This window comes from Bacillus sp. 22475, from assembly GCF_052044835.1.
In the GTDB taxonomy this organism is placed as follows: domain Bacteria; phylum Bacillota; class Bacilli; order Bacillales; family Bacillaceae_G; genus Bacillus_A; species Bacillus_A cereus.
In genome coordinates this window covers 244,450-269,683 of the sequence record NZ_JBQENW010000001.1, presented here as the reverse complement: position 1 = coordinate 269,683, position 25,234 = coordinate 244,450, and the positions used below count along the sequence as shown (strand labels likewise).

Below are 25,234 nucleotides of genomic sequence, written 5' to 3'. Positions count from 1 at the left end.
TCTAAATTTTATTTTCCTTAATAAAAAACCATTAGTAGTTCCACACTACTAATGGTTTTAATATATATTATGCATTTTTCATTTTTGCAAACACCCATACTTTCAGGCGTGAGAATAATGCTACAAATACAATTGTTACAACAATTCCTTTAATTAAATTAAATGGTAAGATTGCCGTTACAACCGTTGTTCTGATAGCTTCGCTAGACATAGCCGGTGAATTTAAAAACCAAGTGTAAGCCGGGAATATGATGATGTAGTTTAATACACTCATAATAAGTGCCATTGTAATTGTCCCTAGCATTAATCCTGTCGTTAAACTCTTCACAGTACGATACTTTCTAAATAAGAAAGCTGCTGGTCCAATAAATAAACATCCTGCAATAAAGTTTGCAATTTCTCCAACTGGTACTCCTGTTAAACTTCCTTGAATCCCGTAATGTAAAATGTTCTTTATCGCCTCTACAATCACTCCTGCTACTGGTCCAAAGATAATTGCTGCAATTAGAGCTGGTACATCACTAAAATCAATTTTCAAAAATGGCGGAAGCCCTGGGAACGGGAAATCCAACATCATTAGTAAATATGCAATACTACTTAGCATCGCTACACTCACCATCTGCACTACACTGTTTTTTTGTTTCATCTTTCTCTCTCCTTTTCCATCGATCATCTCATGGAAAGTGGAAAGGTTCTGCTATGCCTATTTTTTCATAGAACGAAAAAACCCTTTGTGTTTTACACAAAGGGAGAATTTTAGGCACATCAAACAGACGTTCAAATCCATATCTTTTTTGAACGCTTGAACCTCCATCTTCTCCCATCCAGACTATACTGTCGGCTTTGGAATCACACCAAATCCTGCCTTAACGGCTCGCGGGCTTAGAACAAAATCATAAATAGTTCATCACCGCCGGTCGGGATTTTCACCCTGCCCCGAAGATAGACCGATATTCTATTTTCCCCTTCATTATACAACAACCTCATAACATTGTGAACTAAAAAATTGTAACTTATTTAAAATTAGTTATTTATTTTTCGTAACAACAAATGAATTGCGAAATATTTTACAATACAATCCATATTTTTTATTATTCGGCATTTCTCTTTTGAATTACCTAGTCATATATAATTAAAAGTGATAAGATATTGAATTGTTAAGATAAGAACATTTTCTGAGTTATGGAGGAAATGTCATGAAAAAAGAAAAGAGACATTCTATTCGAGAAGCAATGAAAAAAAACTTAAGAAAAGAATACTTTTACTTAAAAAAAGAATTACTTTTCTACTGCCCAATTGATTTAGGCACATTCTCAAACGAGACATACTATGCTACTTTCGATGAAGATGGCATCAGTATTTATCAGTATGATAAGAAAACAGAAAGTAAATTAAAATTGTGCGAGCGTCATCCGTGGAAGAGTTGGAGTAAAGTGAAGATTGATCACTATTTGACAACTTCTCAATTTATTTTTCAGGGTGAGCGAAATTGGATCTTATCTCTTTTTCAAAAAGGAAAAGAAGCTCAAAAAATTATTGAAGAGCATACATCTTTACAAACAGAAGTTGTTTCCCGCTCTTTCTTAAAAAAACTTCCTGGTTTTCGTTCTAATACACCACTGAATAAATACATCGGTAGCATTTGTTACACTGCACTTATTGCATTTTTATTAAAATGGATGATTCCATTTCAAGCACCACAAATCGCCCTGTATTCTATTTCGATTGGTTGTATGCTTCTTGGCCTACTTTGTTTGACAATCGGTTTAATTGAACCGACTATCGTACTGTTTCGAACAAAAGAGAAAACAAGAACAAAAGTTTTTTACTTATATAGCTATTTAGCTATTTCTGGATTTATATGTGTCTTTATTTTTTGGTAAAAGAAACCGTCCCAAAATAAATTTCGGGACGGTTTTCTTTTAAATATAGATACTCTAATTCACTCAATACTTCTAGGAGAAGCGTCCATATAATTTCATTTACATTGAACCTTATTTAAGAATATTCAAAGTTTAATTTTTGAGACGTTGCCTTTACTTAACATATAATTGTTGATTAGGATAAATTAGCTCTTGCTGCAATCCATTTTTTTCTTTAATTTCCTTAAGTGTCATACTAAATTTCCGTGCAATACTAACTAAAGTATCCCCTTTTTGTACAACATATAATGATGAAGAAACAACTTCATTTCTTTGTTCACTTAAAACAAGCAATGGGTTCATCGCATTCTTTTTCGCCATCGTCCATCTTCCTTGATGAAGTTCTAGATGTAAGTGTGCACCTCGCGATTCTCCCGTGTTCCCTACTTCTCCAATTTTTTCTCCTTTTGAAATATAATCCCCTTGAACTACATATCTCTTATTTAAATGTGCATACACAGCCTCATATTCTCCATGTTTAATAAATATAACGTTTCCATAACTACTTGAATAATAAGACTTTGTTACCTTCCCTTCTTGAATAGCTGACACAGGCGTGCCGATCGGTGCCGCTATATCTATACCGTAGTGTTTTCCGTGTCTTGTCCCAAAATAATCACTTATCTGTCCTTCAACAGGCCATGCCCATTGATTTCCCTCTGCGTACACATGTAATTGAGATAAAAACAGTACTGTCAATAACATGACGCCGTATTTTAAAGCTTTCATATACATCCTCCGTTTTCTAATTACCACCATACCTTCTCTATTTTGGTATATTACAGAAAAAAGTATACAAAAAAAGAAAGTGAATCACTCCACTTCCTTCTCTTTCTTATCACGAAAAACGATTGCACTGCGATTATACTCTACATCTTTTACTTGTAATCGAGCGTTTATTACTCTAGCTACTGCAAATAAATAGTCAGATAATCTATTTACATACTTTAGAACAACTTCATTTATTTTTCCTTCTTTTTGTAAGGATACGATACATCGTTCTGCTCGCCTTACAACTGTACGTGCAATATGAATAGCAGCTGCCGACTCGCTTCCACCTGGTAAAATAAAGCGCTCTAGCGGCGGTGCTTCTTCTATATACGAATCAATCCTACTTTCTAAGTTTTCGACCATTTCAATTTTTACTTTATAAGGTATCTTCTCGCCTACTATCGCCAAGTCTCCCCCGCAATCAAATAGTTCATGTTGAATCGTTTCAAGTTCATTGTAAATATCTCCGAAAGGCCCGCCTTGTAGTTTAGTCATTGCATATCCGATATGAGAATTCGCCTCGTCTATTGTTCCATACGCTTCCACACGGATATCATCTTTATCAACCCTACCGCCTATTACACTTGTCGTTCCTTTATCTCCTGTTTTTGTATATAATTTCATTTCTTCACAGCACCTCTCTTGTTATTCTTTATTCGAGCAACATAGAAAAAAGTTCTACCATTCTTTATTTAATTGAGTTTACAAAAAAATAAAAAACAGCAGAACTTTATTCATTATCAACTTTAAAAACGTATATCTAAATTATACGATTCGGTAAATAGACAGAGAATTTAGTTCCTTCTCCAACAACACTTGATACAGAAATTTTACCATCATGGCCTTGAACAATATTTTTCGCAATCGCAAGCCCGAGTCCTGTTCCACCTTTTTTCCCACGTGTTCTTGCTTTATCAGCTTTATAGAAACGATCAAATAAAAATGGAATATCTTCTTCTGGAATACCAACGCCCGAATCTTGTACTTCAAAAATGAGACCATTATTTTTCGTATCAATTACAAGTGTTACATGTCCGCCTGCGTTCGTATGACGTATTGCGTTATCAATTAAATTCGTCAATACTTGTTCCATACGATCTGCATCAAACGGGTATTGTTCAATTGGATTTTTGAAATCAACTGTTAGTTCAACTTCTTTATCCTTTGCGATCCCTTGGAATTTACGACCAATTTTTTCAACAAACGGATGTATGTCCACTTCACCTATATGTAACTCTACATTACCACTTTCCATGCGTGCTAAATCTAATAATTCATTTACAAGTTTACCTAAACGAACAGATTCATCATAAATGATTTGAACAAACTCATTAATTTCTTCTTTCGTTTGCACAATATCATCTAAAATTGCTTCACTATACCCTTGCAGCATGACCATCGGTGTACGAAGTTCATGCGATACATTCGCAATAAAGTCTTGACGCATCTTTTCAAGACGACGTTCTTCCGTCATATCTCGCAGTACTGCTACAGCCCCGCGAATTTTCGTTTGATTGTAGAGCGGCGTCATAAGAACTACATAGTTCCCTTTTTGTAAATTAATTTCAACAACTTGTTGTTGTTCGCTTTCTACAACGAGATGGAATAGTTCAACAAGTTCAGAAGGCAGTTTTTTACTGAGCTCTATCTCTTTTTCTTCTTGCCAAACTTGTAAGAAATGTTCAGCCGGCGGATTGATTACTACAACTTCACCTTCTTGATTTAATGTAATAACCCCATCTGCCATACTACTCAAAATACTTGCTAACTGTTCTTTCTCTTGCTGCAGGGCATTCATATTAAACTTCAACTGTTTCCCCATTTGATTTAAGGCCGTTGCAAGCTCACCAATCTCGTCCTGAGATACCATAGGAGCTTTCGCATCAAACTTCCCACGCGACACTTCAAAAGCAACCTCACGCATTTTACGAAGTGGTGCTGTAATTCGAGTAGATAAGAAGAATGCAAAGAAAGTTGTTAATATAATCGCAATCCCTGCTGATAAGAATATAAAATCAGTCGTTCTTTCCATACCTTGTATCGGCACTTGTAAAGATTCGTACACAAACACTGCACTTTGATTTTTTGATTGCACTGGTTTTCCGACAATCATAATATCATTTTCAGTATTTTTATTCTTTCTACTATTAGAGGCTTTTCTAATGTTATTCTTAATTTCTTTTTTGTCTGTAAACACAGCCGCTAATTCTTTATCTTCTTTTAAGTCATCCATTGTAAGAGTGACTAAGCCTTCTTGTTTCGGTGAAGAAGAGATTTCTTTACCATCTTCTACAATAATAATCCTTGAAAGTGGATCAGAGAATTTGTAAGCGATATTCTCAATCGTTTTTACATCGGCACCTTCTTCAATTAACTCTGAAACACTTGTTGCGACTTTTTGAAGCCTAGCTTCACTCATATCAACATAATACGTTCTAAAAAACTGTGAAAGTAAAATCGCAACAAATCCAAGAACAAACGAAACGAGAAGTAATATGGTCATCCATAACTTCCCTACTACACTTCTCCAAAGCATCAGTCGTTCACAACCTCAAATTTGTAACCTACACCCCAAACAGTAACAATCATTTTCGCTGCATCTGGTGATTTTTTGCTTAACTTCTCACGTAAACGCTTTACATGTGTATCAACTGTACGTAAATCTCCGAAGAATTCATATTGCCATACTTCTTTTAACAGTTGCTCACGATCGAATACTTTATCAGGAGCTTTCGCTAAAAATAATAGTAACTCATATTCTTTCGGCGTTAAGTTTACTTCATTACCATCTGCAGTAACACGGTGTGCATCGTTGTCAATTGTTAAGTGCGGGAATACAGTAACATCTTTTGTCGTTGTATCTTGTGTAAAGAATGTTGTTGGTACAGCACGACGTAATACCGCTTTCACACGTAGCACGACCTCACGTGGACTAAATGGCTTTACAATATAATCATCTGTTCCAACTTCAAATCCTTGTACTCTATTTACTTCTTCACCTTTTGCTGTCAGCATAATAATTGGTGTCGCTTTCTTCTCACGAACCCCTTTACATACTTCAATGCCATCTTTACCAGGCATCATAAGATCTAATAAGATTAAATCGTAATCATTTTGTAACGCCATTTCTAAAGCTGTATCACCATTATCTGCTTCTTCAATTGTGTATTGTTCTCTTTCTAAGTACATTTTCAATAAACGACGAATACGATCCTCATCATCTACAATTAAAATTCTTGATTCATTTTCCATATCTACCCGCTGCGTACTCTCACTTCAGCGGTTCACACCTACCCTTCTTTACTATTATGTTGCGCTATTCTCGTTTATTTAAGCAATCTTCTAAATGTTTCACTTCCCATGTTATGCTTCACAAGAATAATAAATTTTGTTCAATTTTTTTCCAAAACTATGTATTTTTTTTGAACAGTATATAATGTCCTCGACATCATTTTACAAAATCAACCGCTACTTTGTCATGTTTTTCTCAAAAAAGAAGAAAAGTTGACAAAAATAAAATAGGAAAGTGACATGCACTCTCCTATTTTATTTCTCTATGCATATGAATGTAAACCGGCAATAATTAAGTTTACTACAATAAAGTTAAACATAATAATTGCAAAACCAATTACTGCAAGCCAAGCTGATTTCTCTCCATGCCACCCTTTAGATAATCGTAAATGTAGTACTGCAGCATAAAAGAGCCACGTTATAAGTGCCCAAACCTCTTTCGGATCCCAGCCCCAAAAACGCGTCCACGCTATTTGAGCCCAAATCATTGCAAAAATTAACGCTCCTAATGTGAAAACTGGGAATCCAATTGCAATAGATCGATATCCGATTTCATCTAGTAAATCACTATTCGTATTCTTTACTAACGGCTGAAGTGCTGCCGATACTCGCTTCCGTAAAACAAGTCTTAATACAATATAAAGTAATGTTCCAACTAACACTGACCAAATAACAGTATTTAATTTCTTCGCATTTACAATCGCTGGAACTTCAACTGCCGGTTCTAATTTATTTTCTGTCAGTAACTTCCCTTCATGCGGTCCAACTAAAGCCGGAAGATTGTACTTCATTTCCAGTTGCTGTTCATTTTTATCAACCCATTGAAACTTCGCTTCATATTTCATACTAGAAAATACCGTTGTTACTCCAATAAATCCAACTGTACAAACAAGTGTAAATACTACCGTCTCTAGCCAAAATGTCCGTTTACTTCTCGTTGATTGATCTACATTTTTTAATAAATACATAACGCCCGTAATAAAACTAATCGCTAAAATTGCTTGTCCTGCTGCTGCAGTCGTCACGTGAATATGTAACCAATTACTTTTTAAAGATGGAATAAGCGGAGATATTTCCCTCGGAAACATACTTGCATAGGCAATTAATAAAAGCGCAACTGGTAATGCAAATAGTCCAATTATACTTACACGGTACATAAAATACATTACAATAAATGCTCCTACAAGCATCATGCCGAAAAATGTACCGAATTCAAAAAAGTTACTAACTGGTGCATGCCCTGATGCGATCCACCTTGTAACAAAATATACTGTTTGTGCTATAAACCCTAAAATTGTAATTGTTATTCCTACATTTGCCCATTTATGACCCTTTTCTTTAATGGCTCCACCAAAAAATAGAGTCGCAATTAAATATAAAATAAATGCGGTAAAGAGAAAGTTACTACTTATTTGCACCATATCGTTTCCCCACCTTAACTAATTTTTTTATCGATTACTTTATCATTTGGCTGTGGAATTGCTGTACCTTCTATTACTCTTTCAATATCTTTCTTTAAACCGAACCAATTTTTATTCGTATGCCCTGCAATCCACCATTCATCATTAACACGTTGTATCCAAATACGGCGATGATTCCAATACATACCTTGAATGACACCAACCATAAATATAAACCCTCCAATACCGAGAATCCAAAGCGTTAAATCTTTTCTTACAGTAAGTGCTGTTGCATTTTGCATTTCAACACCTGCAAACGACATTTTATATTTGTTGTTTCCATCAGGTTCTATATTTTGCTGAATACCAACAAAACTCACTTCACCATCTGGTGTTTCAGGTGTAAACATTTTAAATACAAATGCAGGATTGTTCGGTAATTTCGTTTTTGTATTTGGTTTTCCATTCTCATCAAAATAAAAATCAGGAAAATAGCTTAATAGTTCTAGAGAATAACCATTTCCTAAATCATATTTTTCCTTAGGATTCGTTAAATCTACTTTAATCGGTCCCCATTTTTGATTATTTTCTTTATTTTGCAAGTTGAAGGACATACTTTTAAATTCACTTTCTTTATAATCCACTTGATACACTGCAAATTGATCAAATTTCAGTGGTTCATTTACTCGAATTTCCGCTTCTTTTACTTTTTCCAACTTTGGTTTTTGCCCTGCTATATTTTCGCCCACAGCTTTATATAATACAGCATTCGTTTGGAAGTTTTTCGCAATCATTTTATCGCCTACACGATCAATCGCTTCCTCAAAAACTTCCTTGTCCTTACTTTTATCATAAACTTCTTTTATAAATTTCTCGTTTTTTAAGTAGTATTGTCCATCCGTCCCTGGTATTTCTTTCGTTTCACCATCACGTAACCAAAGTGCTTCGTCTACGTACATACTCGGTAAAAAACGAAGCATCGCACCGAATAAAAAGATAATAAGACCGATATGATTTACATATGGACCCCAACGCGAGAAGCGTCCCTTTTCTGCTAAAACGTTTCCGTCTTCCACTTTCACGTTATAGTTTCTTTTCTTTAAATTCTTTTGCACTCTTTCCAGGTCACCATCTTTCGGTGTACCAGTCCCATATAATCTCTGTCTCTTTAAAAAGCTAGGATGTCTTTTTACGCCTTGCTTTTTTAAAGCTTTATAAAGTGGAATAACGCGGTCTAAACTACATATCACAAGTGAAATACCGATAGAAGCAATCAAAATCATATACCACCATGAACCGTATAAATTATTAAATCCTAATTGATAGTATAATTGTCCTAAAAATCCGTATTCTTGTTTATAATATTCAGCTGGTGCAATCCCTGGAGTTATGTACATTTCTTGCGGAAAAATAGTTCCTATCGCTGATGCAGCTAAAGTTATTACGATTAGCCATACACCCACTTTTACAGAAGAAAAAAAGCTCCAAATTTTATCGACTATCGTTTTTGTTTGCGTGAGAGATCTCCGTGCACTCCCCTCATAGCGCATATCCAATAGTTTTGCATTTTCATTGCTTTCAAATGGTTTCCCGCAAGCTTCACAAAAAACGGTTCCTATCGGATTAACATGTCCACATTCACATTTAATTTCTTTCAACACTCTCACCGCCCTGTCTCTATATGTACTATTGTATATTCTAACCTCGAGTTACCGCAATACTCAGAATTTTTAAACCAGAGGCACTATAGACACGCACCTCTTATGTAAAGGCTTTCTTTATTACGGAGTAATTTTCTTTAAATACTCCTCCAATTGTTCTATCGTTTGTTCACCTTTAATCTCTTGAATCACCTTACCATCCTTATCAATCAAGAAGCTTGTTGGTAACGGTATTACTCCATACGTTTTTATAATTTCTCCGCCTTTATCAATTGCGACTGGGAACTTAAGATCGTATTGCTTCACAAAATTCTTAACAGCAATATCCGTTTCATCTGCATCTAACGCAATAATTTCAACGCCTTTTTCTTTATACTTTGGATATAGTTCATTCATATAAGGCATTTCTTTTTCACACGGTTTACACCAAGTTCCCCAAAAGTTTAAAAATACACCTTTTCCCTTTAAATCTTTTAATTCAATTTTCTTTCCTTCTAAATCTGTCACAACAAAGTTAGGTGCTTCTTTTCCGATTTGCATTTTCTCTTCTTTAGTGAAATATCCTTGATAAAGTGTAAATCCTACAGCACCGCATAAAATGAGTAGAATAATAATGCGAAATAATAAGCGATTTTTCTTCATATTACCTCTCCTCTCCTCGGTAAATGTTATGTATTATCTTCTGTAAATGTTGTATTGAATAAATCACCAGCAGAGCACTCCACTGGTGAATTTTTAACTCTATAGCTTATCTTGGCTTTGTAGAAGCAAGCGCGCGTAATTGTTTCACCTCATGTGGTGTCAATTCTCTCGCATCACCAGGTCGCAGGCTTCCTACTTCTAAGAAAGCATAACGTTCACGTTTTAATTTCACTACTTTACAGTCTAACGCTTCAAACATACGACGTACTTGACGGTTACGTCCTTCATGAATTGTTAATTGTACAATAGCCATTTCTTTACGCTTGTCCCAAGAAATAATTTTCACATGTGCTGGTGCTGTTTTACCGTCTTCTAGTGCAACACCGCGTTCTAACATGCGAATTTTCTCACCTGTTAATGGACCTTTTATTTTTGCAACATACGTTTTTTCAACTTTATATTTAGGATGCATTAATATATTTGCGAAGTCCCCGTCGTTTGTCATTAATAATACTCCTGACGTATCATAATCTAGACGTCCGATTGGGAATAAACGTTGTGTAATTTCAGGGAAAAAGTCTGTTACAACACTTCTACCTTTATCATCTGATACACTTGAAATTACACCAGTTGGTTTATATAGTAAAAAATAAACAGGTTCTTCTTTTTCAAGAGGGATGTTATTTACTTCTACTTTATCTTGAGGAGTTACTTTTGTTCCTAACTCTTTCACTATTTTTCCGTTAACTTTCACTTTTCCTTGCTGAATTAATTCCTCAGCCTTTCTTCTCGATGCAATACCTGCTTGCGCAATCACTTTTTGTAATCGTTCCATTTCTTTTTTTCACCTCGAATTTATCTTACCTTACATTAGAAAGACTTGGCAACCGCATACGCTTTACGGTTATTCGCTCCATCTCCCTTAAACAACATAGCGATGATATTAAACATATAAAGGTCAAATCATGTTTTTATCCTTTATTATTGTCCATATTTTTCATATTTCTCACAATAAAAGTTCATCATTTTGTCAAAAATACTGCATAAAAAAACCACTATTAAGCTACACCTTAATAGTGGTCGTATACGTATTATACGCGAAATAGCATAAAAAATGAATAGCTTTACTGAAACAATAGGGAAACAAAGACAATCGAGCAAATAATTCCGATTAAATCTGCAAAAAGACCTACTTTTAATGCATCTCCCATTTTTCTAATACCAACAGCTCCGAAGTATACTGTTAAAATATAAAAAGTCGTATCTGTACTCCCTTGCATCGTAGAAGCTAATCTCCCAATGAATGAGTCTGGCCCATATGTGGCAATTAAATCAGTCGTAATACTTAGACCAGCAGAACCTGAAATAGGACGTATTAGTGCTAATGGAACGATTTCTGCTGGAACGTGAATTAAATCTAGCATTGGCTTCATTACTGATATCATTGCATCTAGCGCACCTGACGATCGGAATATAGAAATAGACACAAGCATTCCAACCATAAACGGTAAAATGGAAATTGCAATTTGAATCCCTTCTTTTCCTCCCTCAACGAACGATTCATACGTCGGCACTTTCTTTATCGTGCCATATAAAAGGATAAAACCAATTACACAAGGGATTACCCATAAGGAAATTGTATTTACAATACTCATTTTTTCCGCCCCTTTCTACTCCTTCTTCGGTAAAAATAGCGGTCAATCCAAATTGCTCCAATCATAGAAAGTACTTGTGCAATAAATGTTACCCCAACAATTTCAGTAGGATTGGCTGATTCATACGTCATTCGAATTGAAATGACTGTCGTAGGAATTAATGTAATAGCTGATGTATTTAATGCTAGAAACGTCACCATAGAACGGCTCGCCGAATCCTTTCCTCCATTTAACTCTTTTAGTTGTTCCATCGCTTTAATACCAAGAGGGGTTGCTGCATTACCTAGACCAAAAAAGTTTGCCATCATATTTGATAGAATAAATCCCATGGACGGATGATCCTTTGGTATTTCTGGAAACAACCTTTTTACTATCGGCATAAAAAGTGTAACTAATTTTTTTAACAATCCGGCTTCCTCTGCAATTTTCATTAAACCGAGCCAAAATACTAAAACACTAATAAGTCCTATACAAATCGTTACCGCATCTTTTGCTCCGTCAAATACAGCTTTATTCACTTCTTCCATCGTTCCATTTATCATGGCGTATACAATCCCAATGACAGCCATCGCTACCCATACGAGATTAACCATCGTTCCCAACACCTATCATGTAAGAAAAAATTTCTTTCACATTATTCCAGTAAAGTCCCGTTGTAGCTACTAACTTCCGTTTACTATAAAATAAATTCCGTTCTCCAACTTTTTCATTACCAACATAAATGTCTGTCTTCCCAACCTTTACTCCATCCGTAAGTTTTGTACTTTTATCTAGTTCAACTTTTAATACTACGTTCTTTTTTTCTTCTTCAGTTAACGGTACCGAAAAACTATTTTTCGTATAAACATGGTTGGCATACTTCTTTTCATTTATCTCAGCAATTGCTCCTTGTCCTAAAACTTTCGTTTGTTTGAAACGTTCAAAACCTTTATCAAACAAATTCATATGATCATCCCAATCACTAGAGGCACTCAAAGTTACGACAATTAAATCTAGTCCATCTTTTGATGCCGTTGTAACAAGCGTTCGCCCAGCTTTCTTCGTAAAGCCTGTTTTTCCTCCTGTTGCAAATTCATAATAAGACGTTACCAGCTTATGTTTATTTTTCCACGGGTAATCCCAAGAATCTGATTTATATGTTTTGGTTCCAAAGATTTTCTTAAATGTCTCGTTTCCCATTGCATATTTCGTTAATAATGCCATATCGTAAGCCGACGAATAATGTGATCCATCTCCATCTAAGCCATGAGGGTTTGAGAAGTGCGTATCTTTCATTCCAATTTCTTTCGCTTTTTGATTCATTAAATATACGAATCCATCTATACTCCCACCCACACTTTCAGCAATTACTTGCGCTGCGTCATTACCAGATCTAAGCATGAGTCCGTATACTAAATCTTCTAACTTCACTTTTTGTCCAGGCTTTAAATAGATTGCCGACCCTTCCACCCTCACCGCTTCATTACTAACTGATACCATTTCTTTCATCTTCCCTGATTCAGCAGCTAATAAGGCGGTCATAATTTTTGTTATACTAGCAATTTTTTGAGGCTCATGTTCTGCTTTTCCGTATAATACACGACCAGACTGTTGCTCCATTAATACAGCATTTCGAGCACTGACATTGCTGTTCATCTTTGCATATGTAGGAATCGGCATAACGCTTGCGTACATAATAAGAAGCGTAATGATTACACAAATTCGTCTCATATTTCCCCCCACGTCCTTTTGGCACTTTTTGTACAAGTGTATGCTTGGCCTTTTAAAATATGAACGAAATCTTCCTTCTGCTTCCATTAAAAAAGACGCAGAGAATTTGCGTCTAATATGGTGTCCATTCAATTTGTTTCGCAGTTTCAAACCTTTTTTCTACATCAGGCCAATTTACAACATTCCACCAGTTTTTAATATATTCATCTTTTCGATTTTGGTATTGTAAATAATACGCATGTTCCCAGACATCTAGTACAAGGAGTGGTATCGTATCCCATTGTGTAAATAATTGATGAAGTGTACTTTGCAAAATTTCTAACCTTCCAGACCGGGGCACCCAAACGAGAATTGCCCAGCCTGAACCTTCTACTTTAGATGCTGCTTCTGTAAAATGTTTTTGGAAACGTAAAAAGCTCCCAAAATCTTGTTCAATTTGTTGTGAAAAAGCTCCTCTTGGACTTCCACCACCGTCTTTTTTCATGTTATTCCAAAATATCGTGTGTAAGTAATGACCTGACCCATGAAAAGCCGCTTCCCTTTCCCAATGCTTAATTAAATCAAATTTATTTGTTTTTCTCGCTTCTTCCATCATCTTCTCTGCTTTATTTAACCCTTCCACGTAACTCCGATGATGTTTATCATGATGTAACATCATAATTTCTTTAGAAATATACGGTTCTAATGCATTATACGGATAAGGTAATGGCGGGAGTGTATGTCCTCCAATTGGGACAGCTCGTTCACTATCCCCTCTTTCATATAATTCATATTCCTCTTCTTCTTGCATAAATACTTCCTGCAAGTGATGCTGAATATGTTCTACATCATCACTTATTTCATACATAAACTCTGCATCTGTTTCATACTCATGCTCTTTCATACGCTCTAATAACGTCTGAATTTTATAAGCAAGCATATGGACATCATACACTTCCATTGCGCGGCTATCTAATACGTGAAGAACACTTTCACACCAATTTTCTACTTCATGAAAGTAATCTGTAAATACACCTTGCTGATTCATGTTGCACCTCCCTAATGCTATCCACTTAACTATATTCAATGAAAATCCCTTATATAACTGTACAAAAGGAAAAGAAGCTAAGTCACCTTAGCTTCTTTTCCTCAATCAATATTTGTGTAACATCTTTGTCTGATAATCCGTCTCATAATATTCTAGTTCTTCACGCATCAATTGAAATTTACCTTCTAAACTCTTCATCACTTGCTCTAAAGATGCAGGTGGTGTTTGTTGAAAAACGATAGAATTTTTCCCTGTATATGCAGACCGACTATTTTCATACCAATGATCACTCTTCGGTGAAAAAAACTCTGCAATTACTTGATGGTAAATCTTATATAAAATTTTTTCAGCTGCTGTTTTTCGAAATGGCTGACTATTCAACAAAACAAAACATGCATCCTGTCCTTCTTCGCAAAAAACGAGAAGTCGTCTCATTGATGCTAATAACCCTTTATAATATCGCTCATTCCCTGCTGGTGTTTCCTCTAATAAAGAAGGTAACGTATGATAATTTACATAATTGGTTATTAAATGAATAGCATCTTCTAAAAATATAGAAACTTGTTCTGTTTGATTTTCAACCATCAAATTAGACATTTTTTCTCTCTCCTTTGCCATTTCACGCTATTTCTACTCTTTTATTTTTATGTAATTCAGCCAATATTTCTTGTACTTTCGACACCGTTCCCTCATCAAAATATTGTTGAAATTCTTCCATATTATTTAAATACAAACGTTTTTGCACACGAAGCTCCTTATCTTTCACTAAACAACATATCGCTACAATATCGCGCAAATATATGTTTTGTTCTTCTACTTTATACACTGGATTTCCTTCAAAAGGAGTAATTTCTTGTAAAACTTCTTCAAAATATCGAACGTATAAAACCGAAAAAGTTCTCTCTTTACCATTTAGTATATATGTCACTTCAGATCTGTTAAAAAAATCTTCTGATGTATTAGGTTTCGCTTTTTCTAACTCATATCCTACATAACCTTTTATAATCATATACTCCCCTCCCCCTTCTTTCATCTTATTCTAACTTAATTTTCTGATAAACAAAATATTCTTTTAAATATACCTATATAAAAAATAGCTCCCCTATACAGGAATTTACCTTTTTATTTTTCTTGAAGTTTGTCATAATAATATTATTGTCTCAGTTTTCTTACACAAGGAGAGTTGTATTTATGTCGTTTTCATGGAAACGTTTCTTACAAATCGGGAAAATTATCTTCCCATTTGTTGTATTAACAATTGTATTCTTTCAAGCAAAAAAAGAATTAGCGGGCATTTCTTTTTTAGAAGCGATTGATACAATTAAAAACATTCCAACTGGAGGAGTCTTTTTAGCAATTACACTTGGTGCATTCGCTGTATCAACAATGTTCTTTTATGACTATGTTATGCTTCGTTACTTAAAAGCTGATATTCCTGTCCAAAAGATTTTCCGTATCTCGTGGATTGCTAATACTTTAAATGGATTTATCGGGTTTGGTGGTCTCGTTGGAGCCGGCGTACGCACAATGCTTTATCGTCCATATATAAAAGAAAATGGAAAACTTATTAAAAGTATCGCTTGGATGACAACTGCCTTTATTAATGGATTAGCCATTCTTTCATTTCTTGGTCTTATCGGAATATTAGACACGAGATTTATTTTGCATGAAAAACCATGGCTATGGCCTGTTCTTATCTTCTTCGCTCTTTTCGTCCCTATATATATCGGATTTTCTAAATTAAAAAATAGAAAAGCGACGCAAACAGAGGAACAAGAAGAAGAGGAGAAAAACCCAACTGTTTTATACTCATTAGTTTCATTAGTCGAATGGGTATCTGCTGGTATTGTTATGTACGTCATATTACTATTATTTGGCATTGAAATCGAATTCCAAAAGTTTTTAGGCGTATATGTCATTGCTGCTTTAGCTGGTGTCGTTAGTCTTGTTCCTGGTGGCCTTGGATCATTTGATCTTGTCTTCTTAACTGGGCTTGGGCAATACGGCATCGATACAGGTGTTTTACTCCCTGCTATGTTATTATATCGTCTCGTCTATTACATCTTACCATTCTGCCTTGGTCTCATTTTTGCAGCTTTTGAAATGACAGGAGTAGCCATTAAAAAGTTTGAAGATAAACCTTTTATTGCGCCTGCATTAGAGACAACTGGTGTTATATGGACCTTGCAGCGTGACTTTCTAGGAAAGTTAGGTTCTTGGGCATCTGCTGCTTTAACAGTATTTGCTGGCTTAATGGTTATTTTATCAACCATTCTACCGACAAGTATAAATCGGGCACACGCCTTACATATTCTAGCTCCAAAACACCTTATTCAATTTTCTTTTAGCTTATCGCTAACATTCGGTATTCTCCTACTCATTCTTTCACGGGGGATATATTACGGAACAAAACGTTCTTATTATATGACGATTGTTTCTTTAATTGGAGCGGCTATTTTTAATACACTAAAAGGAATTGATGTTGAAGAAACGTTTATTTTATTAATCGTACTCGCTGTATTGTATATGCTTCGTAAAAGGTTTGTACGTGAGAAAATGGAAGTCTCACTTTCCGATATCGTAAAAGTTTTTATATTCCTACTTGTAACGTTATATTTATATAAAAACTTAGGTATTTTATTTGCAGGTGCAAAGGAAGCTTTCAAACCTGATTTTGTCGTTCGTAATATTACACAAGTGAAACGAAGTGCATTAGCAGCTGCCTTTTTTGTTCCTACTTTTTTACTAATTGGTTCACTCATTGCAAATCGTTATCGAAATGAATTTCCCGGGCAACCAGCTAATGATAAAAGATTACAAAACTTCTTAGATGAACATGGTGGAAATGTACTTAGTCATTTAGGTTTTTTAGGAGATAAACAGTTCTTTTTCAGTAGTGATGGAAAAGCACTCATTCTCTTCTCAATAACTGGAAAACGACTTATTGTACTAGGTGATCCAATTGGTGACCCTTCCTCCTATCGTACTGTATTGCAAGAGTTTTTAGCTGAGGCTGATCGATTTGGATACATTTGTGTATTCTACCAAATTGAAAGTAAATGGATGAGTTTATATCACGATTTTGGTTATAACTTCTTTAAGCTCGGTGAAGAAGCTGTTGTTGATTTAAATACCTTTACAATAACAGGAAAGAAACGTGCTGGCATGCGAGCTACTTTCAACCGTTTTGAAAGAGAAGGCTATACATTCTCTATTCATGAGCCACCTTTCTCCGACGAATTATATGAAGAGTTAAGAAAAGTTTCAGATGCATGGCTTGGTGGAAAAAAAGAGAAAGGTTTTTCACTCGGATACTTCGATCGTGAATATATTAGTCGCGCTCCTATCGCAACATTATCTGATGCGGATGGAAAAATTATTGCATTCACAACATTCATGCCCGTATATCAAAACGGATCATTATCTGTCGATTTAATGCGATATTATCCAGATGCGCCTAGCGGCATTATGGACGCAATTTTCATCCACTTATTCCAATGGGCAAAAGAAAATGAGTACCACTCCTTTAATATTGGTATGGCACCACTTTCAAATGTTGGTTTATCCACACAGTCTTTCTGGTCTGAACGAGTGGCTGCTGCAATCTTTAATAACGTTCGTTATACGTATAGTTTCAGCGGATTACGACATTTTAAAGAAAAATATAAACCAGCATGGAGCGGTAAATATTTAGCATTTAGGAAGAATCATTCTTTACCAATTACAATGCTCTCTGTAACAAAATTAATAGGAAAAAGAAAAAACAGCTAAATTCTTAGCTGTTTTTTCTTTTTTGAACTTGTACAATAAATTCTTTTTCATACTTCTTACCATTTATATAGAAATTCCCCCACATTTTATACGTGCCCTCGGCAGGAAATGTAATCCGGTATTGTAATTGCTCATCCGTATCTACAGGCATAGCGTATAAAAAGTTCTCCTTCGTTTCATCCACGATATAGAGTGACTCTACTTCTCCTCTCTCTGAATGTAATTTCAATTTTTCACCCTTTTTCGCTTGAAACTGAAATGTTAACGTAACTGGTTCATTCGGATGTAATGCGCCAAATAAAAGAGAAACTTCATACTCTCCTATTTTTTTTGTAAGTACACTGTCGATTGGAAATTTCACTTTTTTCTTATTGTTCTCCTCTTTCGTTCTACCAAAATCTTTCCTAGCGAATGACTCTACGGACTTATTTTTATCTTCGTATAAAAATATTGTATATTCTTCGTCTTTCGCTATTTTGGAAGATAACTTATATGACCCGTTCCCTGCAAATGTAGGTTTAATTTGTTGTATGTTTTTTAACTGTCCATCTACAATCACAGCCCGCATTTGATCATTTATACCACGAATTTCATTATTTTTTTTGTTTAACAACTGAAATACAATATCTACTTTCTCATTTCCCTTTCCATTTGAAACATCCCACTTTACTTCCTGAACATCTCCTACAGTCTCTTCGTTTTCTTGATATTTTTTTATGTAAAATCCTCCTGCCACAATAAGTACTAACGCAATAAGTCCAATGACAAGATTTTTCAAAACATCACCTACCATTTTTATTGTCTCTATTCATACAAAACTTCTTAAGATATATATTCTAGATTATGATTTATGAAATCCTCCTATTTTGCACATATTACAAATAATAAAAAGATTTTAATTGAAAGGATTCGTAGTGTATAATGCAAATGATATTGATTTCTATCAATACATTATAAGGAGGACTTTTCATGAGTGTACATATCGAAGCAAAACAAGGCGAAATCGCTGAATCTATTCTATTACCTGGTGATCCATTACGTGCAAAATATATCGCTGAAACATTTCTAGAGGACGTTACTTGCTATAATAACGTACGTGGTATGTTAGGTTTCACTGGAACTTATAAAGGAAAACGTGTATCTGTTCAAGGTACAGGTATGGGTGTTCCTTCTATTTCTATTTATGTAAACGAATTAATCCAAAGCTACGGAGTTAAAAATTTAATTCGCGTTGGAACTTGCGGTGCAATTCAAAAAGATGTAAAAGTTCGTGATGTTATTATCGCAATGACGGCTTGTACTGATTCTAATATGAACCGTTTAACATTCCCAGGATTTGATTTTGCACCAGCTGCAAACTTTGATCTTTTAAAGAAAGCTTACGATGCTGGAACTGAAAAAGGATTACACGTTCGTGTCGGTAACGTTTTAACAGCAGATGTGTTTTATCGTGAAAGCATGGACATGGTTAAAAAACTTGGAGATTACGGTGTATTAGCAGTAGAAATGGAAACAACTGCGCTTTACACATTAGCAGCGAAATACGGTGTAAATGCATTATCTGTATTAACAGTTAGCGATCACATCTTCACTGGCGAAGAAACAACATCTGAAGAGCGTCAAACTACATTTAACGAAATGATTGAAATCGCTTTAGATGCAGCAATTCAACAATAATACACTAAAGAACTTGTCATACGTCTGGCAAGTTCTTTTTATGTGACTTTTTATAAATAACTATTTTATAAAGAGACAGATTTCTCCCCTCTACTTTCTTGTAACGTTTGTTATAATAAAGTGAAACTTTAATCAGTGGGGGGGGTTTTCCATCCCCACTGATTATTAGTTGAACCAATCAGGATTTTACGGGCAGTTGATCTCCCGCCTAACTCCCTTGTATTCGCCGAATTTTGAAATGGGAGTCTTATTGCCCGTTAAAGCGGGATAAAGAAATCATTTACAGTATTTCTCATAAGAGGTGACGCAGTGAAAAACAGAAGTATCGTCTTTAAACTATTTTTATTAACATCCACTTTATTTACAATCATATTCCTACTTTTTTTCCTAGGACAATCTCTATTTTTAGAGAAATTTTATATTAATAAGAAAGTAAAAACAGTCCAAACTGCTTTTGAAAAATTCGTAGATAATTATGATAAAAGTGATAAAAGTTATGAGAAGGTTAGAAAACTAAAACAAGAATTTCATGATAAAACAAATGCCGATATGCAGTTTTTGGATTCTAACGGTATTATTAAAAGTGATAACAATTACTATATCGATGTATTCAATCCCAACAATAATAAACAGTATTCCATTCCACTCAATAATCTTTTAACACCAGAAGAATATAATAAATTCGAAAATTTAGGTTTAAAAAAAGATGTAATAATCAATGTTGATGGAGTCGTACAAGAGAATAATATAATCACACCACAAAAATTAGGAACGAATTATAATCAATGGCAAAACGAACATTTCTATTCGGATTTTCAATCAATTAATGGAAATCCTTCTAAGAATAGACTTGCGAGCCGATACAAATCTACAACTCGAATCGTCTTTACAGGTGTTATAACTAAGTTACAGCTTCCATCAAAAGCTGAGGTTCGTCTTGCAAATGATATTGAAACATTACAAGCCGTTCAATATTTTGCAGATATTATTAGAGAGGGCACTTCTAACTCGAACCAATTAAGTACTTTCATATTAGATGGCGGAGAAAATATAAAAAATAGTATCTTTGTAAAACCGATTATAGAAAATGGAAGGATTACAGAATACGCTTTTGCGATAGCATCTTTGCAGCCTGTTAATGAAGCGATGCTCGTTTTAAAAGATTATTATGTCTATGCCTTAATCATCGTGTTTCTCGTTATTATTTTGTTATCCTTCTACTACTCAAAAATCATTGTAAAACCATTAATTAAAATGAATCGTGTTACGAAAAAAATGGCTAATTTTGATTTTAGTGAGAAATTACCAGTTACAGCTGACGATGAAATTGGCGGACTTTCTGGCAGTATCAATACATTATCTGTAAATTTAAAAGATCGAATTGATCGATTAAATGTTGCTAATACAAAGTTACAACAAGATATTGAACGTGAACGTCAATTAGAGAAAACAAGAAAAGAATTCATTTCTGGCGTGTCACACGAATTAAAAACACCACTGAGTGTAATTAGAAGTTTTGCAGAAGGAATTAAAGATGGCGTTAGTAAGGATACTTCGTATTATACTGATGTTATATTAGAAGAAACAGAAAATATGAACAGGCTGATTGTTGAAATGTTAGAATTAGCAAAGTTAGAATCTGGTACTTACAAACTAGATATGACGACGTTCTCAATCGGTGAATTAACGCAACAAGTCTATACAAAATTATTATTTAGCATGGAAGAAAAACATTTACAAGTGAATGTCGATGCAGACCCTTCTATACTTGTTAAAGCAAATCGCAGTCGCATTGAGCAAGTAGTTGTGAACTTACTAAGTAATGCAATCCGTTATACGCCAGATGGAGAAAAAATACAAGTCTCTATTATAGAAGCAGAAGATACCGTAAAAGTCGAAATCGAAAATACAGGAAACCCTATCCCTGAAGAAAGTCTTGAAAAAATTTGGGATCGCTTCTATCGTATAGATGCATCACGTAGCCGTCACACTGGAGGTACCGGTCTCGGATTATCTATTGTAAAAAACATTTTAGACCTCCATCATGCCGAATACGGTGTGTATAATACGACTAATAGTGTTGTATTCTATTTCAATTTACAAAAAGTAAAAGAAGTCAAATAATTTGTCTTAATTTCACTAGGAGTTCACATGAAATTCACACTCTCCCTTTATAGTAAGAAACAAGTTAATCCTTTCCTTTACACATATAAAAGAGGAGAGTGCGTGAAATGAAACAAGCAGGACAACCTATTCAAAATGAAAAACAATTAGAAACTATCAAAAATATACTTTTACAATCTTCGAAACGTGATGGCTTATTATTCGTATTAGCTGTAAATTCTGGCTTAAAAGTAAGTGAAATCTTACAATTAAAAGTTAGTGATGTAATCGATGAAAATGAAAATGTTCGCCATTCCATTTTATTTTACAATGAAAAAGTGAAGAAACATAAATGGTTTGCTGTAAATGAAGACTTACAGCACGCAATCGAAGACTACATGAAAGAACGTAAAACTTGGAAACGTAATGAACCATTGTTAAAATCTCAAAAAGGAACAAAATCTATTACGAGACAACATGCATGGTACATTTTAAACAAAGCTGCAAAAGAAGTTGGATTAGAAGGGATTAGCTCACATACACTTCGAAAAACTTGGGGTTATTGTGCATACAAATCAGGTGTTGATATTGCATTTTTACAACACTTCTTTGATCACAGTACTCCATCGAAAACTTTAAAGTATATCGGTATTGCTTAATAACTCTTATACATAAAAAAGGTTACCATTTGAAAATTTGGTAACCTTTTTTATATTTCATATTCTCTTTTCTTGTCTCTCCTATACTGTAGTGGTACTCTAATAATAAGGGGGAGAAATTATGAACACACTTACAATTGAATTACCAAAAGAAACGGCTGAAAAACTTGATTTATTAAAACAAGCTTATGAAAAGAAAACAGGTGCTTCTATCTCTGAGAGCACTCTCGTTCAAACACTTATCTCAAAAGAATTTATCCAGGCGATAACTCCTTTTGATTTACAACAATTCGTCAACGGAAAAGAACAGCATTAATGCTGTTCTTTTTTTATCTCTATTTAAAATATACAAAGTTTTTTATATATTTTTAGAAAAACCATTGACAATGATAATGATAACCATTATCATTTATTATGAAGCCAACAATTGATGAATCAACCAAACGCTCAGTAACATTGTTACCCCTCTTTTTCATATAGAAAGGCACTGTACATTCCCCCTGTTTGTACAGTGCCTTTCTTGTTTATTATCATTCAAAAAAATTTAATTGCTCCGGCTTCGGCTCACCATATGTAATGTTCATCATTTTCATAAGCTGTTTCGCATTATCTGCTGCATCCCCACCTGAATTGTTGTTAAACAGTACGTATATATCCTTTGTTTTCTTTTTTAATTGCTCTAGTCGTTCAACCCATTCTTCCAGTTCTTTATTGTTGTAGCGATATAAACAGCGAACCGCTCTCCAATTTTCCCCTTTATCAAGCCAACCATGAACATTTCGACCGTGAAAACGTATTAATGCCATGTCTGAATTCGTAACCTCTAATACGAGTGGCACAGAACCTATCCCAGCCTGTGGTTCATCACAAATTGTATGAACCCATTTCTCCTGTTCTAGAAACTGTAACGTCTTATCTCTCATTTCTGGATAAAACCATGTTTGATTTCGAAATTCTATTGCACATGGTAAACCTTCCATTTTTTCTTTCGTATATCGAAGAAAATCTACATTTTTCTTTTTGCAATCAAACCATGGTGGATATTGAAATAAAATTGTTTTTAATTTATCAGCTTCTAATAAAGGAAGAATAGACTGCTTATACACATCAAACATCTCATCGAACGTAGAAAAAGGAATTTCACCTTTCATATGCCCTGTCATTCCTTGATACGCTTTTACGACAAAAGAAAAATCTTTCGGCGTTTCCATTGCCCATTTTATATAATTTCGTGCAGGTTGCATCGCGTAAAATGAACTATCCACTTCCACAATAGGAAAATACTCGCTATATGTTCGTAATTTATTTCTATTTTCATAGGAATCTATGTATAAAGAATTATGATCTCCCCATCCTGTCACTCCAATGAACAGCACATATATCCCTCCCTTTTTAACTTCATCTTCTATTCACTTTCCAAACACTTTGCATCATGTAGCCCTTTCTTTAAGAGTATCCTTATAAAAATATGATATACTATATGGAAGAATTTTTAAAATGAGGGGTTATTTATTTATGCTTCCAAACGATGCTACTGTATCTCATGAAAAACGAATTGAAGAACTAGAAAATAAAGTACGTTTTTATGAAGAACTTGTGAATCAATTACCACATCATTTCACATACAAAAATCCACATATTGGTTTACGAATAAAGAAAACCAGAACAACTCATTCCATTCAAGAAATACCAAAAGAAAATAAAGAAGCTAATTTTCAACTTACTTGTGATTCATTATTTTTATTTGAACAACTTGAAAAACACTTTGTTCATATTTTTGATGCCTTTTCACATCATGTAACCTTTGTCGATAGTAAAGGGAATATTACTTTATGTAATCAAGTTGCCGCAGATGATTTCGGTGTAATACGCAATGATATTATTGGAAAACCAATTCAACAATTACTAAACTTGCCGGAAGAAAAAATTAAAGCAATTGAAACATTAAGAACGGGAACAGAGATATATAATGAAGAAGTTTTAGACAAAAATTACGGTATTATAAATAACCGAATTATTCGTGATTATAACGGTGAGATTTTTAGAGTTATTAGTGTCTTTCATTATTTAAATACAGAACGTGATGCAGAGAAGTTTTCGTTAGCAGGGCGAATCGCAGCTGGAATTGCACACGAAGTACGAAATCCTCTTACAACAGTACGAGGATACTTACAATTTTTACAAGAAAGCGTTTCTACATCAAATCAAGAGTTATTTAAAAACTTGCTTATCCCTGAATTAGATCGTGCAAATAATATTATTACAAAATTTTTAGCTGTTTCAAAAACACGGGAATTTACAAGAGAACCGTTTCCGATCAATACATTTTTACGTGACTATATTCAACAGTTACTAGCTAGTGAAGTCTCCTTGCATAACATTTCAATTGATTATAACTTCTCTAATGAATTAGATGATATTTTAGTCAATATTGATCGACATGAACTTGTTCAAGTGTTTTTAAACCTATTTCAAAATGCTGTCGATGCTCAAGGCGAAAAACCTCTTTCTATTCAAATCACTAGTTATCGACTAGATAACTTCGTTCGGATTACTTTCACAGATAATGGAATTGGTATTCCTTCAGCTATTCAAGAATATATCTTTGATCCATTCTTCTCAACGAAGGATTCGGGAACAGGACTAGGCTTGTCAGTAACAAAAAAAATCATCCAAAATCATAACGGTACGCTCAAAATGACTAGTACTCCAGACGGTACAACCTTCACTATTTCTATTCCGATTTTACCTAAAACAAATCGTGAAGCAATTAACCTATAAAGTGACAAGACTGTTTTGTGAACTCCCCTTAATTGTTAGACATACTCTAACAATTAAGGGGAGTTTTTATACTACGCCCGTCTCTTTAAAACATATAGATTTTTCTCTATCTCTTAATGGTTTTTATCAGATAGGTAAACTTCTTAATTTTTTTAGAAATGGTA

The 25,234-nt window shown here is 34.4% G+C and carries 24 protein-coding genes and 1 riboswitch; of the genes, 7 read left to right on the top strand and 17 right to left on the bottom strand.

The features are described 5' to 3' along the window. Positions 1–67: 67 nt before the first annotated feature. Positions 68–646, bottom strand: a complete 579-nt coding sequence (locus ACTJJY_RS01455; RefSeq protein WP_000810856.1) for an ECF transporter S component — start codon at positions 644–646, stop codon at positions 68–70. A gap of 162 nt (positions 647–808) precedes the next feature. Further along, a riboswitch (FMN riboswitch) is annotated at positions 809–948 on the bottom strand. Between the two features lie 248 nt (positions 949–1,196). Here ACTJJY_RS01455 and ACTJJY_RS01450 point away from each other — a divergent pair. Continuing rightward, positions 1,197–1,883 (top strand): hypothetical protein, encoded by a 687-nt coding sequence (locus ACTJJY_RS01450; RefSeq protein WP_000711798.1) that lies wholly within the window; start codon positions 1,197–1,199, stop codon positions 1,881–1,883. Positions 1,884–2,036: 153 nt separating this feature from the next. Here ACTJJY_RS01450 and ACTJJY_RS01445 read toward each other — a convergent pair whose 3' ends face one another. The 14 genes from ACTJJY_RS01445 to ACTJJY_RS01380 form a co-directional block, all read right to left on the bottom strand. Then, positions 2,037–2,651 carry a peptidoglycan DD-metalloendopeptidase family protein gene (locus ACTJJY_RS01445; protein WP_098834526.1) on the bottom strand — a complete coding sequence of 205 codons (615 nt, stop codon included), beginning with the start codon at positions 2,649–2,651 and terminating at the stop codon, positions 2,037–2,039. An 84-nt stretch (positions 2,652–2,735) separates the two neighbouring features. Further along, a complete protein-coding gene (locus ACTJJY_RS01440; protein ID WP_000781271.1) occupies positions 2,736–3,317 on the bottom strand; it encodes a cob(I)yrinic acid a,c-diamide adenosyltransferase in 582 nt (193 codons plus the stop codon). 136 nt (positions 3,318–3,453) lie between these two features. Continuing rightward, the gene (gene resE / locus ACTJJY_RS01435) at positions 3,454–5,229 is read right to left on the bottom strand and encodes a sensor histidine kinase ResE (RefSeq protein ID WP_326341259.1); all 1,776 of its coding nucleotides are present in this window, start codon (positions 5,227–5,229) and stop codon (positions 3,454–3,456) included. Beyond that, entirely contained in the window at positions 5,229–5,945 is a 717-nt protein-coding gene (gene resD / locus ACTJJY_RS01430) for a DNA-binding response regulator ResD (protein ID WP_000426861.1), read from the bottom strand. The genes resE and resD overlap by 1 nt, the downstream gene beginning before the upstream one ends. A gap of 302 nt (positions 5,946–6,247) precedes the next feature. Continuing rightward, entirely contained in the window at positions 6,248–7,405 is a 1,158-nt protein-coding gene (gene resC, locus ACTJJY_RS01425; protein WP_000250087.1) for a cytochrome c biogenesis protein ResC, read from the bottom strand. 14 nt (positions 7,406–7,419) lie between these two features. Further along, on the bottom strand, positions 7,420–9,045 hold the full coding sequence (gene resB / locus ACTJJY_RS01420) for a cytochrome c biogenesis protein ResB (RefSeq protein ID WP_000910517.1): 1,626 nt from the start codon (positions 9,043–9,045) through the stop codon (positions 7,420–7,422). A 120-nt stretch (positions 9,046–9,165) separates the two neighbouring features. Then, complete coding sequence (gene resA, locus ACTJJY_RS01415; RefSeq protein WP_097845513.1) at positions 9,166–9,687, bottom strand: thiol-disulfide oxidoreductase ResA; 522 nt, start codon at positions 9,685–9,687, stop codon at positions 9,166–9,168. A gap of 106 nt (positions 9,688–9,793) precedes the next feature. Continuing rightward, the gene (gene rluB, locus ACTJJY_RS01410; protein ID WP_000440553.1) at positions 9,794–10,522 is read right to left on the bottom strand and encodes a 23S rRNA pseudouridine(2605) synthase RluB; all 729 of its coding nucleotides are present in this window, start codon (positions 10,520–10,522) and stop codon (positions 9,794–9,796) included. Between the two features lie 289 nt (positions 10,523–10,811). After that, the gene (gene spmB / locus ACTJJY_RS01405; RefSeq protein WP_000029514.1) at positions 10,812–11,342 is read right to left on the bottom strand and encodes a spore maturation protein SpmB; all 531 of its coding nucleotides are present in this window, start codon (positions 11,340–11,342) and stop codon (positions 10,812–10,814) included. Continuing rightward, positions 11,339–11,935, bottom strand: a complete 597-nt coding sequence (gene spmA / locus ACTJJY_RS01400; RefSeq protein WP_000247811.1) for a spore maturation protein SpmA — start codon at positions 11,933–11,935, stop codon at positions 11,339–11,341. The genes spmB and spmA overlap by 4 nt, the downstream gene beginning before the upstream one ends. Continuing rightward, positions 11,928–13,052, bottom strand: coding sequence for a D-alanyl-D-alanine carboxypeptidase DacB (gene dacB, locus ACTJJY_RS01395; RefSeq protein ID WP_440604843.1), 1,125 nt, complete (start codon positions 13,050–13,052; stop codon positions 11,928–11,930). Before dacB ends, spmA begins: the two co-directional genes overlap by 8 nt. Before the next feature lie 112 nt (positions 13,053–13,164). Continuing rightward, positions 13,165–14,079, bottom strand: coding sequence for a superoxide dismutase (locus tag ACTJJY_RS01390; RefSeq protein ID WP_001075739.1), 915 nt, complete (start codon positions 14,077–14,079; stop codon positions 13,165–13,167). Positions 14,080–14,184: 105 nt separating this feature from the next. Next, the gene (locus ACTJJY_RS01385) at positions 14,185–14,676 is read right to left on the bottom strand and encodes a YpuI family protein (RefSeq protein WP_440604842.1); all 492 of its coding nucleotides are present in this window, start codon (positions 14,674–14,676) and stop codon (positions 14,185–14,187) included. Between the two features lie 22 nt (positions 14,677–14,698). Next, a complete protein-coding gene (locus ACTJJY_RS01380) occupies positions 14,699–15,088 on the bottom strand; it encodes a hypothetical protein (protein ID WP_440604841.1) in 390 nt (129 codons plus the stop codon). 182 nt (positions 15,089–15,270) lie between these two features. Between ACTJJY_RS01380 and mprF the strand changes: the two genes are divergently transcribed. Then, the gene (gene mprF, locus ACTJJY_RS01375) at positions 15,271–17,850 is read left to right on the top strand and encodes a bifunctional lysylphosphatidylglycerol flippase/synthetase MprF (protein WP_000010848.1); all 2,580 of its coding nucleotides are present in this window, start codon (positions 15,271–15,273) and stop codon (positions 17,848–17,850) included. 4 nt (positions 17,851–17,854) lie between these two features. Here mprF and ACTJJY_RS01370 read toward each other — a convergent pair whose 3' ends face one another. Next, a complete protein-coding gene (locus tag ACTJJY_RS01370; protein ID WP_440604840.1) occupies positions 17,855–18,643 on the bottom strand; it encodes a hypothetical protein in 789 nt (262 codons plus the stop codon). A gap of 176 nt (positions 18,644–18,819) precedes the next feature. On the opposite strand from ACTJJY_RS01370, the gene deoD reads away from it, so the two are divergent. From deoD to ACTJJY_RS01350, 4 genes are all read left to right on the top strand, one after another. Then, entirely contained in the window at positions 18,820–19,527 is a 708-nt protein-coding gene (gene deoD / locus ACTJJY_RS01365) for a purine-nucleoside phosphorylase (RefSeq protein WP_000110707.1), read from the top strand. Positions 19,528–19,836: 309 nt separating this feature from the next. Next, complete coding sequence (locus tag ACTJJY_RS01360; RefSeq protein ID WP_440604839.1) at positions 19,837–21,651, top strand: sensor histidine kinase; 1,815 nt, start codon at positions 19,837–19,839, stop codon at positions 21,649–21,651. 107 nt (positions 21,652–21,758) lie between these two features. Further along, positions 21,759–22,289, top strand: coding sequence for a tyrosine-type recombinase/integrase (locus ACTJJY_RS01355; RefSeq protein WP_000806236.1), 531 nt, complete (start codon positions 21,759–21,761; stop codon positions 22,287–22,289). 121 nt (positions 22,290–22,410) lie between these two features. Further along, a complete protein-coding gene (locus ACTJJY_RS01350; RefSeq protein WP_001094860.1) occupies positions 22,411–22,605 on the top strand; it encodes a DUF3924 domain-containing protein in 195 nt (64 codons plus the stop codon). Between the two features lie 214 nt (positions 22,606–22,819). Here ACTJJY_RS01350 and ACTJJY_RS01345 read toward each other — a convergent pair whose 3' ends face one another. Continuing rightward, the gene (locus ACTJJY_RS01345) at positions 22,820–23,665 is read right to left on the bottom strand and encodes a DUF72 domain-containing protein (RefSeq protein WP_000897364.1); all 846 of its coding nucleotides are present in this window, start codon (positions 23,663–23,665) and stop codon (positions 22,820–22,822) included. A gap of 139 nt (positions 23,666–23,804) precedes the next feature. On the opposite strand from ACTJJY_RS01345, the gene ACTJJY_RS01340 reads away from it, so the two are divergent. Next, positions 23,805–25,070, top strand: a complete 1,266-nt coding sequence (locus ACTJJY_RS01340; RefSeq protein WP_440604838.1) for an ATP-binding protein — start codon at positions 23,805–23,807, stop codon at positions 25,068–25,070. Positions 25,071–25,234 lie beyond the last annotated feature (164 nt).

What these genes read in the sequence shown, in the direction of transcription:
- ACTJJY_RS01455 (WP_000810856.1), bottom strand. Translation starts at nt 646, where the DNA reads ATGAAACAAAAAAACAGTGTAGTGCAGATGGTGAGTGTAGCGATGCTA.
- ACTJJY_RS01450 (WP_000711798.1), top strand. Translation starts at nt 1,197, where the DNA reads ATGAAAAAAGAAAAGAGACATTCTATTCGAGAAGCAATGAAAAAAAAC.
- ACTJJY_RS01445 (WP_098834526.1), bottom strand. Translation starts at nt 2,651, where the DNA reads ATGAAAGCTTTAAAATACGGCGTCATGTTATTGACAGTACTGTTTTTA.
- ACTJJY_RS01440 (WP_000781271.1), bottom strand. Translation starts at nt 3,317, where the DNA reads ATGAAATTATATACAAAAACAGGAGATAAAGGAACGACAAGTGTAATA.
- resE (WP_326341259.1), bottom strand. Translation starts at nt 5,229, where the DNA reads ATGCTTTGGAGAAGTGTAGTAGGGAAGTTATGGATGACCATATTACTT.
- resD (WP_000426861.1), bottom strand. Translation starts at nt 5,945, where the DNA reads ATGGAAAATGAATCAAGAATTTTAATTGTAGATGATGAGGATCGTATT.
- resC (WP_000250087.1), bottom strand. Translation starts at nt 7,405, where the DNA reads ATGGTGCAAATAAGTAGTAACTTTCTCTTTACCGCATTTATTTTATAT.
- resA (WP_097845513.1), bottom strand. Translation starts at nt 9,687, where the DNA reads ATGAAGAAAAATCGCTTATTATTTCGCATTATTATTCTACTCATTTTA.
- rluB (WP_000440553.1), bottom strand. Translation starts at nt 10,522, where the DNA reads ATGGAACGATTACAAAAAGTGATTGCGCAAGCAGGTATTGCATCGAGA.
- spmB (WP_000029514.1), bottom strand. Translation starts at nt 11,342, where the DNA reads ATGAGTATTGTAAATACAATTTCCTTATGGGTAATCCCTTGTGTAATT.
- spmA (WP_000247811.1), bottom strand. Translation starts at nt 11,935, where the DNA reads ATGGTTAATCTCGTATGGGTAGCGATGGCTGTCATTGGGATTGTATAC.
- dacB (WP_440604843.1), bottom strand. Translation starts at nt 13,052, where the DNA reads ATGAGACGAATTTGTGTAATCATTACGCTTCTTATTATGTACGCAAGC.
- ACTJJY_RS01390 (WP_001075739.1), bottom strand. Translation starts at nt 14,079, where the DNA reads ATGAATCAGCAAGGTGTATTTACAGATTACTTTCATGAAGTAGAAAAT.
- ACTJJY_RS01385 (WP_440604842.1), bottom strand. Translation starts at nt 14,676, where the DNA reads ATGTCTAATTTGATGGTTGAAAATCAAACAGAACAAGTTTCTATATTT.
- ACTJJY_RS01380 (WP_440604841.1), bottom strand. Translation starts at nt 15,088, where the DNA reads ATGATTATAAAAGGTTATGTAGGATATGAGTTAGAAAAAGCGAAACCT.
- mprF (WP_000010848.1), top strand. Translation starts at nt 15,271, where the DNA reads ATGTCGTTTTCATGGAAACGTTTCTTACAAATCGGGAAAATTATCTTC.
- ACTJJY_RS01370 (WP_440604840.1), bottom strand. Translation starts at nt 18,643, where the DNA reads ATGGTAGGTGATGTTTTGAAAAATCTTGTCATTGGACTTATTGCGTTA.
- deoD (WP_000110707.1), top strand. Translation starts at nt 18,820, where the DNA reads ATGAGTGTACATATCGAAGCAAAACAAGGCGAAATCGCTGAATCTATT.
- ACTJJY_RS01355 (WP_000806236.1), top strand. Translation starts at nt 21,759, where the DNA reads ATGAAACAAGCAGGACAACCTATTCAAAATGAAAAACAATTAGAAACT.
- ACTJJY_RS01350 (WP_001094860.1), top strand. Translation starts at nt 22,411, where the DNA reads ATGAACACACTTACAATTGAATTACCAAAAGAAACGGCTGAAAAACTT.
- ACTJJY_RS01340 (WP_440604838.1), top strand. Translation starts at nt 23,805, where the DNA reads ATGCTTCCAAACGATGCTACTGTATCTCATGAAAAACGAATTGAAGAA.